This is a genomic window from Georgenia sp. 311 (assembly GCF_006151955.1).
GTDB lineage: Bacteria > Actinomycetota > Actinomycetes > Actinomycetales > Actinomycetaceae > Oceanitalea > Oceanitalea wutianyii.
Genome location: NZ_VDFS01000018.1, coordinates 1 through 11,171, shown reverse-complemented (window position 1 = coordinate 11,171; position 11,171 = coordinate 1). Strand labels below are relative to the sequence as shown.

At 74.1% G+C, this 11,171-nt stretch carries 13 protein-coding genes; 5 read left to right on the top strand and 8 right to left on the bottom strand.

All coding sequences use genetic code 11. The features are described 5' to 3' along the window. Nucleotides 1-497, bottom strand: a 497-nt coding sequence (locus tag FHE66_RS15310; protein WP_176554620.1) for a glutamine synthetase beta-grasp domain-containing protein, incomplete at its 3' end; no start/stop codon positions are given. 282 nt (nucleotides 498-779) lie between these two features. On the opposite strand from FHE66_RS15310, the gene FHE66_RS02970 reads away from it, so the two are divergent. The 3 genes from FHE66_RS02970 to FHE66_RS02960 are packed head-to-tail and all read left to right on the top strand — an operon-like array spanning nucleotide 780 to nucleotide 3,456. After that, on the top strand, nucleotides 780-2,069 hold the full coding sequence (locus FHE66_RS02970) for a sensor histidine kinase (protein WP_168202698.1): 1,290 nt from the start codon (nucleotides 780-782) through the stop codon (nucleotides 2,067-2,069). Next, nucleotides 2,069-2,740, top strand: a complete 672-nt coding sequence (locus tag FHE66_RS02965; RefSeq protein WP_139071506.1) for a response regulator transcription factor — start codon at nucleotides 2,069-2,071, stop codon at nucleotides 2,738-2,740. Before FHE66_RS02970 ends, FHE66_RS02965 begins: the two co-directional genes overlap by 1 nt. After that, a complete protein-coding gene (locus FHE66_RS02960) occupies nucleotides 2,737-3,456 on the top strand; it encodes a DUF4097 family beta strand repeat-containing protein (protein ID WP_139071505.1) in 720 nt (239 codons plus the stop codon). The genes FHE66_RS02965 and FHE66_RS02960 overlap by 4 nt, the downstream gene beginning before the upstream one ends. Before the next feature lie 36 nt (nucleotides 3,457-3,492). Here FHE66_RS02960 and FHE66_RS02955 read toward each other — a convergent pair whose 3' ends face one another. Next, the gene (locus FHE66_RS02955; protein WP_139071504.1) at nucleotides 3,493-4,437 is read right to left on the bottom strand and encodes a 5'-3' exonuclease H3TH domain-containing protein; all 945 of its coding nucleotides are present in this window, start codon (nucleotides 4,435-4,437) and stop codon (nucleotides 3,493-3,495) included. Between the two features lie 94 nt (nucleotides 4,438-4,531). Between FHE66_RS02955 and FHE66_RS02950 the strand changes: the two genes are divergently transcribed. Beyond that, on the top strand, nucleotides 4,532-4,975 hold the full coding sequence (locus FHE66_RS02950) for an acyl-CoA thioesterase (protein ID WP_139071503.1): 444 nt from the start codon (nucleotides 4,532-4,534) through the stop codon (nucleotides 4,973-4,975). A 1-nt stretch (nucleotide 4,976) separates the two neighbouring features. On the opposite strand, the gene FHE66_RS02945 is transcribed toward FHE66_RS02950, so the two are convergent. The 4 genes from FHE66_RS02945 to FHE66_RS02930 all read right to left on the bottom strand — a co-directional run bounded on the left by FHE66_RS02945 (nucleotide 4,977) and on the right by FHE66_RS02930 (nucleotide 8,611). Continuing rightward, nucleotides 4,977-5,990, bottom strand: coding sequence for a PHP domain-containing protein (locus FHE66_RS02945; RefSeq protein WP_139071502.1), 1,014 nt, complete (start codon nucleotides 5,988-5,990; stop codon nucleotides 4,977-4,979). A gap of 63 nt (nucleotides 5,991-6,053) precedes the next feature. After that, nucleotides 6,054-6,998: a DUF368 domain-containing protein gene (locus FHE66_RS02940; protein ID WP_139071501.1), complete on the bottom strand. Its 945-nt coding sequence runs from the start codon at nucleotides 6,996-6,998 to the stop codon at nucleotides 6,054-6,056. Then, on the bottom strand, nucleotides 6,988-7,758 hold the full coding sequence (locus FHE66_RS02935) for an LLM class F420-dependent oxidoreductase (protein WP_139071500.1): 771 nt from the start codon (nucleotides 7,756-7,758) through the stop codon (nucleotides 6,988-6,990). The genes FHE66_RS02940 and FHE66_RS02935 overlap by 11 nt, the downstream gene beginning before the upstream one ends. Before the next feature lie 55 nt (nucleotides 7,759-7,813). Continuing rightward, a complete protein-coding gene (locus tag FHE66_RS02930; protein WP_139071499.1) occupies nucleotides 7,814-8,611 on the bottom strand; it encodes an SDR family oxidoreductase in 798 nt (265 codons plus the stop codon). A gap of 170 nt (nucleotides 8,612-8,781) precedes the next feature. Between FHE66_RS02930 and FHE66_RS02925 the strand changes: the two genes are divergently transcribed. Continuing rightward, nucleotides 8,782-9,660: an oxygenase MpaB family protein gene (locus FHE66_RS02925; protein WP_139071498.1), complete on the top strand. Its 879-nt coding sequence runs from the start codon at nucleotides 8,782-8,784 to the stop codon at nucleotides 9,658-9,660. A gap of 18 nt (nucleotides 9,661-9,678) precedes the next feature. Here FHE66_RS02925 and FHE66_RS15305 read toward each other — a convergent pair whose 3' ends face one another. Both FHE66_RS15305 and FHE66_RS02915 read right to left on the bottom strand, forming a co-directional pair. Next, nucleotides 9,679-10,260 carry a CueP family metal-binding protein gene (locus tag FHE66_RS15305; protein WP_176554619.1) on the bottom strand — a complete coding sequence of 194 codons (582 nt, stop codon included), beginning with the start codon at nucleotides 10,258-10,260 and terminating at the stop codon, nucleotides 9,679-9,681. A 67-nt stretch (nucleotides 10,261-10,327) separates the two neighbouring features. Then, the coding region (locus FHE66_RS02915; RefSeq protein WP_139071497.1) for an asparaginase domain-containing protein at nucleotides 10,328-11,171 on the bottom strand (844 nt) is incomplete at its 5' end.

Here is an 11,171-nt window from a genome sequence, read left to right as displayed (position 1 = left end):
AAGTCGTGCGCGGTACCGCGCGCCACGTGGTCGAAGTACCCGGCGGTGTCGATCGGCACCAGCGGGTCGTCGGGGTTGCGCTGCTGCTCGAAGAGGTAGAACTCGATCTCGGGGTGGGTGTAGCAGGTGAAGCCGGCGTCCTTGGCCCGCTCGAGGGTGCGCTTGAGGACGTTGCGGGGGTCGGAGCGGGCGGGCTCGCCGTCCGGGGTGAGGATGTCGCAGAACATGCGGGCGACGCCGTTCTCCTCACCTCTCCACGGGAGGAGCTGGAAGGTCGCCGGGTCCGGCTTGGCCAGCATGTCGGCCTCGTAGACGCGGGTGAGGCCCTCGATGGAGCTGCCGTCGAAGCCGATGCCCTCGGAGAAGGCGGCCTCGATCTCGGCCGGCGCGATGGCCACGGACTTGAGCACACCGAGGACGTCGGTGAACCACAGCCGGATGAAGCGGATGTCCCGCTCCTCGATCGCCCGGAGCACGTACTCCTGCTGCCTGTCCATCCCGGCTCCTCTCTCGCTGCCCGCTCGCTGCCCCGCGCGACCACAGCCCGCGTCGGCGCCTCACACTCTCTCGGGCCGAGAGTACAGTTCCCCGGCCCTCGCCCGTGCGCCCAGCCCGGGCGCCGAGAAGCCCCGGGCCTGCGCGGCACGCCTCGGCGGTGGACGGCCGCGCCGCCGGCCCCGCTCACCGGCGCCGATACACGTCGACCGGGGGCTACCCCCCGTCCGGCTCGGGGGGCAGCGGGCTCAACGCGCCCCGGCCCCGTCCCTAGTGTTGAGCCCGTGACCACAGCTCCTGCCCAACTGCCCACCGCGTGGCGCCGCTGGCGTGACGGGTGGCACCACGTCGTCTTCCTGGTGCTCAACCTGCTCACCGCCCTCGCCGCGCTCGTCGCCGCCATCCTCGTCCTCACCGGCGTGCTCACCCTGCCCGCGTTCGGCACGGGGATCCTCGTGCTCGTCCCGGGCATGGCGCTCGCCGGTCTCCTCGCCCGGGCCGAGCGGGCCCGTGTCGAGGCCTTCCTCGGGCAGCGGATCGTGCCGCCGTCCGCCCCCAGCGAGCCGGCCTGGCGCCACAGCCTCCTGCTCACCCGTCCCTACCGGCGCGCCGCCGGGTACGCGGGGGTCCACGTGCTGTGGGGCCTGCTGACCGGCGCGCTCGCGGTCGCGGTGCTCGGCACGCTCGTCGCCGGGGCCACGCTCCCCCTGTACTCCGGGCTGCTCGACGAGGACTCCCTCGTCCTCGGGTTGCTGCCCCTCGGCACGTGGGCGACGGCCGGCCTCGTGTGGCTGGTCTCCCTCGCCCTCCTCGCGCTGGCCCCGGTGCTCGCCCGCGGCGTGACGGCCGTGGACAGCGGTCTGGCCCGCACGCTGCTCGGCTCCGACCCGGAGGAGGAGATCGCCCACCTCGCCGAGCGGGTCGACTCCCTCACCGAGTCGCGCGTCGCGACGGTCGACTCGGTCGAGGCCGAGCGCCGGCGCATCGAGCGCGACCTGCACGACGGCCCGCAGCAGCGGCTCGTCGCGATCGCCATGGACCTCGGCATGGCCCGCGACCGCTTCGCCTCCGACCCCGGCGCGGCCCAGGAGCTGCTGGACAAGGCGCACGCCGCCTCCAAGGACGCGATCGTCGAGATGCGTCAGGTGGCCCGCGGCATCGTCCCGCCGATCCTCGCCGACCGCGGCCTGGACGCCGCGGTCTCGGCGCTCGCCGCGCGCTCCCCCGTGCCGGTGACCGTGGAGGTCGGCGCGGACGTCGGCCGGGTGGAGCCCAGCCGTGAGGCCATCGCCTACTTCTGCGTCTCGGAGCTGCTCACCAACGTCGCCAAGCACGCCCGGGCCGGCCACGCCACCGTGCGGATCAGCCGGACGCCCGACGCGCGGCTCGTCCTCCTCGTCGAGGACGACGGCGTGGGCGGCGCCGACCCGGCACGCGGCACCGGCCTGGCCGGGCTGCGCCAGCGGGTCCAGGCCGTCGACGGCCGCCTCGAGGTCACCTCCCCCGCCGGCGGCCCCACCAGCGCCGTCGTCACCCTGCCGCTGCCCGCCACCGTCCGCCGAGGAGACCAGTGATGACCACCCGCGTCGTGCTCGCCGAGGACTCCGTCCTCCTGCGGGACGGGCTCGTCCGCCTCATCGGCGAGGGCGGGTTCACCGTCGTCGCCGCCTGCCCCGACGCCGAGACGTTCCTCGCCGCCGTCGAGGAGCACCGGCCCGAGCTCGTCGTCGTCGACGTCCGCATGCCCCCGACGTTCACCTCCGAGGGCATCCGCGCGGCGCTGGACGTGCGTGCCCGCCACCCGCGCACCGCGGTCATGGTCCTCAGCCAGTACGTCGAGGAGGACTACGCGACCGAGCTGCTCGCCGCCCGCACCACCGGGGTCGGCTACCTCCTCAAGGACCGGGTGGCCGACACCCGCGACTTCCTCGCCTCGCTGCGGGAGGTCGCCGACGGCGGCACCGTCCTGGACCCCGAGGTCGTCTCCCAGCTCCTCACCCGCGCCCGCAACGTCGACCCGCTGTCCCGGCTCACGCCGCGCGAGCGGGAGGTGCTCGGCCTCATGGCCGAGGGACGCACGAACGCCGCGATCGCCGAACGCCTGTTCATCGGCGAGGGCGCGGTCGAGAAGAACGTCTCCTCCATCTTCAGCAAGCTCGACCTCCCGCCCGCCGAGCAGGACCACCGCCGCGTGCTCGCGGTGCTCCGCTGGATCGAGCGGGACACGACGAAAGGCCAGCGATGACCCCCTCGACCAGGAGCACGGTCCGCGTCGCCGGCTCGGTGCTCGCCCTGCTCATCGTGCTCAGCGCGGCACTGTCCGCGGCGGCCCAGGCCGCACGCACCTCGACGACGTCGACGCACGCACTGCCCGCGAACCTCACCTCCGTCGAGCTCGTCAATGAGATCGGACGGGTGCTCGTCACGGCCGTCGACGCCACGGAGGAGCCGCGCGTCGTCCTCACCGCCACCGGCGGGTTCTCCGACCCGACGTTCGAGGTCAGCGAGTCCGGTGGTGCCGTGTCGCTCGACGGGCGCTGCCCGACGGACCAGTGGTTCGGGCCGTGCGACGTCGACTGGGAGATCTTCGTCCCCGCCGACATCGACGTCGCGGTCCGGACGGCGGTGGGTGACGTCGTCGTCACCGGTGCGGGTCGTACGGTCCGGGCCGTCTCGGAGGTGGGCTCGGTGACCGTCGCCGGCGTCCGCGCCCAGACCCTGGACGTGCAGAGCTCGGTGGGTGACGTCGTCGTCGACGTCGACGTCGCCCCGGAGCTCCTCACGGCCAGGACGTCGACCGGTGACGTCGAGGTGACCCTTCCCGCGGGGAGCACGGCCTACCAGGTCCGCTCCTCGACCTCGGTGGGCAGCGTGCGGACCCAGGTGCCGGTGGACGACGGTTCCCCGCACCGCCTCGAGCTCCTCACCTCCGTCGGTGACGTCAGCGTCCGTACGGGCTGACGCACGGGGCGCGGCCGGGGCTCCCCCGGCCGCGCCTCAGCCGGTGGCGTCGGAGCAGGCGTCGACCAGTCGCCGCAGCGAGGACTCCAGGCCCCACCGCTCGGCGAGCGCGAGCAGCGCCTCGCCGTCCGCGGGGACCTCGGTGAGGTCCCCGCGGTCCTGCGCCACCGGCGCGTCGCGGGCGACCTGGACGACGGTGGGCGCGACCGCGAGGTAGTCGGCCGCGTCGAGGATGCGCCGGCGCTGGGTCGCACTCATCGCCGAGCCGCGGTCCTGCGCCGCCGCGACGACGCCCTCGAGGGTGCCGAACTGGCGCAGCAGGCTGGCGGCGGTCTTCTCCCCGATGCCGGCCACGCCGGGCAGCCCGTCGCTCGGGTCCCCGCGCAGGGTGGCCATGTCGGCGTACGCCTGGCCGCCGTTCACGCCGTACTTCTCGGCCAGCCACGCCTCGTCGATGCGGACCGGCTCCTTCGACCCGCGGACCGGGTAGAGGACGGCCACCCCCGCGGCGTCGTCCACGAGCTGGAAGAGGTCGCGGTCCCCCGTCATGACGAGGACCTCGGGGGCGCGGTCGGCCGCGGCGACCTCGCGGGCCACGAGGGTGCCGATGACGTCGTCGGCCTCGTAGCCGGGCGAGCCGAGGCGCGGGATGCCGAGGGCGGCGAGGACGTCGACGATGACCGGCACCTGGGAGGTGAGCGCGGCCGGGACCTCCTCCCCGCCGTCGTCGGCGAGCCGGTGCTCCTTGTAGGAGGGGATGGCCTGCACCCGGAAGGCCGGGCGCCAGTCGTCGTCCCAGCAGGCGACGACGCGCGCGGGCCGGTGCGTGGTGACGAGCCGCGCGATCGCGTCGAGGAAGCCGCGCACGGCGTTGACGGGCGTGCCGTCCGGAGCGGTCATCGTGTCCGGCAGGGCGAAGAACGCCCGGAAGTACATCGAGGCGGAGTCGAGCAGAAGCAGCGGTCCCGGCTGGTCACTCATGGGGCGATCCTCCCAGACAGGTGCTGCACAACGTGGCGGGTCGCACGTCCCCAGCGGTCCGGATGGCCCGGTTTGCGGTCATACGCTGGCTGACATGCACTCCGACGACATCATCAACTTCCACACGCGCAAGTGGATCCGCCCCGAGGACCTCAACGCCAACGGCACCCTCTTCGGCGGCAGCCTCCTGCGGTGGATCGACGAGGAGGCGGCGATCTACGCGATGATCCAGCTCGGCAACGAGCGGGTCGTGACCAAGTACATGTCGGAGATCAACTTCCTCAGCTCGGCCACCCAGGGCGACATCGTCGAGATGGGCCTGCGCGCGGTGCACTTCGGGACCACCTCCCTGACGATGCGCGCCGAGGTGCGCAACCTCTTCACCCGCCACAGCATCCTCACCATCGAGTCGATCGTCTTCGTCAACCTCGACGAGGACGGGCGCCCCGCGCCGCACGGACGCACGGAGATCACCTTCGACCGCGACCGCATCCCCGAGCGGCTGCGTCCCGCGCTGCACGAGCCGCGCCCGCGCTGACTCAGCGGCTCGTCCAGGCGAGCAGCTCGCTGAGCGGCAGGGCGTTGACCACCTTGTCGCGCGCCACACCCGCCCGCGCCGCCCGGGCGCAGCCGTGGTCGAGGAACTCCAGCTGGCCCGGTGCGTGGGCGTCGGTGTCGATCGCGACCCGGCACCCCAGCTCGACGACGAGGTCGAGCAGCCGGGTGGGCGGGTCGAGCCGTTCCGGACGGGAGTTGAGCTCGACGGCGACGTCGTTGTCCAGGCACGCGCCGAAGACGGCGTCGGCGTCGAAGTCCGACTCCGGCCGGGTGCCCCGGCCCCCGGTGACCAGCCGCCCGGTGCAGTGCCCGAGGACGTCGACGAGCGGGTGCTCGACGGCGGCGACCATCCGGCGCGTCATCGCCGCCCTGTCCATCCGCAGCTTGGAGTGGACGCTGGCGACGACGACGTCGAGCCGGGCGAGCAGCTCGGGCTCCTGGTCCAGCCCGCCGTCCTCGAGGATGTCGACCTCGATCCCGGTGAGCAGGCGGAAGGGGGCGAGCTCCTCGTTGAGCCGGGCGACGACGTCGAGCTGCTCCCGCAGCCGCTCGGGCGACAGCCCGCGGGCGACGGTGAGGCGCGGTGAGTGGTCGGTGAGCGCGAGGTACTCGTGGCCCAGGTCGATCGCGGCGCGGGCCATGGCGAGGATCGGGGTGCCGCCGTCGGACCAGTCGGAGTGGGCGTGGAGGTCCCCGCGCAGCCAGCCCCGCACCTCCTGCCCGCCCTCGGCGAGCGGCGTGCCGGCGCGTGACTCGAGCTCGGCGAGGTAGGCGGGCACGGCGCCGCGCGCCGCCTCCTGGGCGACCGCCGCCGTCTTGGGCCCGACGTCGCGCAGCTCGGTGAGCGTGCCGGCCGCGAGGCGCCGCTCGAGCTCACCTGGGTCGAGCCCGGCGAGGCGGGCCGCCGCCTTGCGGAAGGCGGTGGCACGGCGGGCCTCGGCCCGCTCCCGCTCGAGGAGGTAGGCCACGCGTTCGAGTGCCGCGACGGGGTCCATCCGCGGAAGGCTACGGCGGCGCGGCTTCCCGCGCCCGGTGTCGGCCGGGCGCGGTGCGCCGTGCTACCGGGCCCGGCGGTGTTCGGCCGCGCGGCCGAGCGCGTCGACCCCGAGGACGAGCGCCAGGCCCGCGACGGCGAGGAGCACCGGCACGAGGACCGGGCCGGAGGGTGCCGCGAGCTCGGTGCTCTCCAGTCCGTTCGGCCACGGCCACAGGATCCGCAGCGACCCGAGCATGAGCCCGATGAGCGCCGCGAGGACGACGTCGTGGTGGTGGTCGAGGAGCCACGTGAGCAGGGAGGAGAACGCCGCCAGGCCGAGCACGCAGCCGAGGAGGAAGACGAGGAGCAGGCCGATCTCACGCTCGTTGACCGCCCCGAGCACCTGCGTGTACATCCCGAGGAGGACGAGGATGAACGAGCCGCTGATGCCGGGCAGGATCATCGCGCAGATCGCGACGGCACCGGCGAGGAAGAACGCCCACCACGGACGGGTGGCGACCTCCGCGCCCGAGGCGTGCGTCGTGTCCTGCAGACCGAGGAAGAGGAAGAACAGCAGGCCGGCGACGAGCGCGACGACGACGAGCCGCCCGCTGGGCCGGCGCACGAGACGCCACGAGACGAGCACCGCGCCGACGATGAGCCCGAAGAAGAGTCCGGCCATCGCCTGCGGCTCCTCGGCCAGGAGCCGCTCCAGCGGACCCGACAGGAGCAGGACGGCCGCGCCGATGCCGACGAGCAGGCTGAGCACCCACACCCAGGGCACCGCGGCCAGCCGCCGGCCGGTCTCGCGCAGGTCACGCCGGGCAAGCGCGGCGGCCGAGGAGGAGGCGGTGGCGATGGCGTGGACGAGCCGCTCGTAGATGCCCAGGACGAGGGCGACCGTGCCGCCCGAGACGCCAGGCACGATGTCGGCCGAGCCCATGAGGAACCCGCGGACCACCTGGAGCACCGGCTGCGACCGGCCGGTGGGGTCGCGGCCCTCGCCACGTGGCCTGTCAGCGTGCATCGCGCCAGGCGACCCACTCGTGGAGGGCCGAGAGATCGTAGTCGGGGCCGCTGGCCGAGACGGTGAAGAGGGTCGCGCCCGCCCCGACGAGCGCCTCGCCGATCTCGCCCGGGTTGCCGCGCACCGCCACCGACCGCTCGATCTCGGCCGGGTCGCGCCCGACGTCGGCGCAGTGCGCGTCGAGGACCGCGCTCTTGTGCCGCAGGGTCTCCAGGTCGGCGAAGCCGTGCCAGATGGCGGCGTGCTCGGCGGTGTACCGCAGCGTCTTGCGCTCGCCGCCGCCGCCGATGAGCACCGGGATGTCGCGGGTGGGCGCGGGGTTGAGCCGCGCCCAGCGTTCCTTGATCCGGGGCAGCGCCTGGGAGAGGTCGGCGAGCCGTGAGCCGGCGGTGCCGAACTCGTAGCCGTACTCGATGTAGTCCCGCTCGAACCAGCCGGCCCCGATCCCGAGGATGAGCCGTCCGCCGCTGATGTGGTCGACCGTGCGGGCCATGTCGGCCAGCAGGTCGGGGTTGCGGTAGCTGTTGCACGTGACGAGGGCGCCGATCTCCACGCGGCTCGTCTGCTCTGCCCACGCCCCGAGCATCGTCCAGCACTCGAAGTGCTTGCCGTCCGGGTCGCCACCCAGGGGGAAGAAGTGGTCCCAGTTGAAGACGACGTCGGCCCCGGCCTCCTCGGCGCGCAGGACGGCGTCGCGGATCTGGGCGTAGTCGGCGTGCTGGGGCTGGAGCTGGACGGCGATGCGGACGGGTCTGGTCATGGCTCCATCGTGCAGCACCCCTGGGCGGTGCGCAGGTGGCGCACCCGGGGCCGGCTCACCCCTCGTCGTCGTCCTGCGGCTCGGTGAGGCGGGCCTGTGTCGCGGCCTTCAGCTTCTCGGGCAGCGCCTTGGAGGCGCGTGACATGAGGGTGTTGCGCACGGTCGACCCGACGACGGCGTCGTCCTTGCCGGCGAGCATCGCGGCGACGCCGTCACGGGCGACGTCGGCCGGGTCGTCCTTGCTCTCGCTGCGCCCGACGCGGGTGTCCTCCATGCCGGCCCGCTCGAAGAACTCCGTGTCGGTGGGGCCGGGCATCATCGTCGTCACGGTGACCCCGGTGTCCTTGAGCTCGTAGCGGATGGACTGCGCGAAGTTGAGGGCGAAGGCCTTGGAGGCGCTGTACGTCGCGTAGTAGGGGCCGGGCATCATGCTCGTCACCGAGCCGGTGACGAGGACGCGGCCCCTTCCGGCGCTCACCATGCGCGGCAGCAGCCGCTTGGCGAGGTGGACGACGGAGGTGACGTTGAGCGCGATGAGGTCGAGGTCGGCGTCGAGGTCCGTCTCGACGAAGGGACCGCCCACGGCCACGCCCGCGTTGAGGACGAGGGCGTCGACGTCGCGGTCCCCCACCGCGGCGACGAGGTCCTCGACGCCGTCGTAGGTGGCGAGGTCCGCCTGGAGCGCCTCGACGGTGAGGCTGGGGACGTCGAACTGCGCCTCCTGCACCGCCGGGTCCTCCGCGCACAGGAGGAGGTCGTAGCCCTCCTGGGCCAGGACGTGGGCGATCTCGCGGCCGATGCCGCTGGAGGCGCCGGTGACGACGGCGAAGGGGCGGGTGCTGGGTGCTGACATGGGTCCTCCCGGGGTTCGTGGGTCACACCGTAGGCGCGGTGCCGCCCGTCCGCGCGGCCGGGGCGCTGCGTCCACAGGCTTGTCCACTGGTTGTGCACAACCGCGTCAGCATCGCGCCATTTCCTCCGTCCGGTGTGCGACGGGTGGGGCTGCGGCCGCACACTGGCGCCATGAGTGCTGTCGCAGAGGCCCGTCGGCGACTGGGCGACGTCCTGCTCTCCCGGGTGGCCGGCCCGGAGGCGCACACCGCCCGTCGCCGCATCCACGGGGAGCCCGGCCCGCGCTGGTTCGGGCCCGAGGACCCGATCCAGCGGGTGCACGGGGACGCCTCGATGTACGTCGGCGGGCTGCGCGCACTGCTGCTGCAGTCCCTCCACCCGCTCGCGATGGCGGCGGTGGCCCAGCACTCGGACTACCGGTCCGACCCGTGGGGCCGCCTCGCCCGCACGAGCACGTTCATCGCCGAGACCACCTACGCACGCACCGAGGACGCGGAGCGGGCGATCGCCGTCGTCCGCGCGGTGCACCGGTACGTGAGCGGCACGACGACCGACGGCCGCCCCTACCGCGCCGACGACCCCCACCTCCTCACCTGGGTGCACGTCGCCGAGATCGACAGCTTCCTCACCGCGCACCAGATCTTCGGACGCCGCCCGCTCGACGAGGCGGACATCGACGCCTACGTGGCCCAGACCGCCGGGGTTGCGCGCCGACTGGGCGGGGAGCGCGTCCCGACGACGCACGCCGAGCTCCGGGAGACGCTCGAGCGCTACCGCCCCGAGCTCGAGCAGACCCCCGAGGCGCTGGAGGCGGCCGAGTTCCTCCTCCACCGCCCGCCGATCACCGGCGCCGCCCGGTGCGGCTACGCCCTCATCGGACGGGCGGCCGTCGCCACCCTGCCACCCTGGGCGCGTGAGCCGCTGCGACTGGACGGCAGGCGAAGCGTCACCGGTGGACGCCTCGCCGGGCACGTCGCGACGCGGAGCCTGCGCTGGGCGCTCGGCGGGATCGACCCGGTGGACACCCCCACTCCCGACTCACCCCACTGACCCGCCCGGCGGGCGGCGTCAGGTCAGCTGCAGCGTCGTGATGCAGGTCGGGTCCTCGGCGCCGGTGGCGATCGGGACCTGGCCGGTGAGGCCGTCGTGGCTCACCTCGAGGGTCCCCTCGAAGCCACGGGGCAGCCAGTAGCCGGCGAAACCGTTGGCGAACGTCGTCACCGTCTCCTCGACGAGGACCTCACCGTCGCTCGACGTCAGGGTGACCTCGATGTCCTCCTCGACCAGCTCGCCCTGACAGCTGGTGAGCGAGTGGAAGTAGCACTCGTGGGTCGCCTCGACGTAGGGGGCGAACGACACGTAGAACTCCTCGGCGGGCAGCTCGACGGTGATCTCGTCGGTGCCGTCGCCGAGGACGAGCTCCTCGGCGCGGACCGAGGCCATGAGGTCGGCCGGCCGGTCGGCGCCGCCGAGGCGGTCGAGGTGGTCGACCATCTCCTTGCCGCTCATGCCGTCGAGGCCGTGCTCACTGAGGAGCGGCGCCGTCGCGGTCGCGGGCGCGTCCTCGGGGGACGCGTCGTCCGCCGGGGAGCAGGCGGTGAGCAGGAGCAGGAGGGCGGCGGCTGCTGCCGCGGGCCGGATTCGAGGCATATGTCCACCCTGCCCGACGCGCGCCGCTCCCGTCACGGGTCCTAGGTCCTGCGGTGAGCGACCTGGATCACACCCGGGAGTGCTCCTCGAGCGCCGCCGCGAGCGCCTCCCCGCGCAGCCCGGCGCGGACGAGCACGTGGAGGAGGAGGCGGGCCTTGCGACCGGACAGCTCACCGGCCATGAGCACCCCGCCCGCGAGGAGCCGGGTCTCCGAGCCCTCGTATCCGTAGGTCGCCCTGCCGGTGCCACCACGGACGGTCCGGGAGGAGACGACCGCGACGACGCCGCGCCCGACCGCCGCCAGGAGCTCGCGGGAGGTGGCGGCCGAGACGTGCCCCAGCCCTCCCCCGTCGACGACGACGGCCCCGAACCCGGCGTCGAGCACGGCCCGCACGACCCGCCCGTCGTCGGCGAGCGTCGCCTCGACGAGCGCGACGTCCACCGGCCCCGGACCGGGCGCCGGCAGGGGCGCGGGCCGGGCGGGCGGAGCGGAGAAGAAGCGGACCTCGCCCTCGTGCAGCCGCCCGGCCGGGCCGTGGCCCGGCGAGGCGAAGGCGCGCGGGCCGGTCGAGGCCTCCTTGGTCACCCGGGCGGCGAGGTGCACCTCGTCGCTGAGCACGACGAGCACCCCGCGCTCGCGCGCCTGCGGGGCGAGCGCGCACCGGGCGGCGGCGAGGAGGTTGGACGGCGCGTCGGTGCCCGGGACGTCCGTCGAGCGCATCGCGCCGGTGACGACGAGCGGCGCTGGACGGTCCCACAGCACGTCGAGCAGGTAGGCGGTCTCCTCGAGCGTGTCGGTGCCGTGGGTGACGAGCACGCCGGCCGCGCCGTCGTCGACCTGGGCGCGCGCCCACTCCAGGGTGGTGAGGACGTCGTCGACGTCGACGGACGCCGAGGGCTTGGTCGTCACC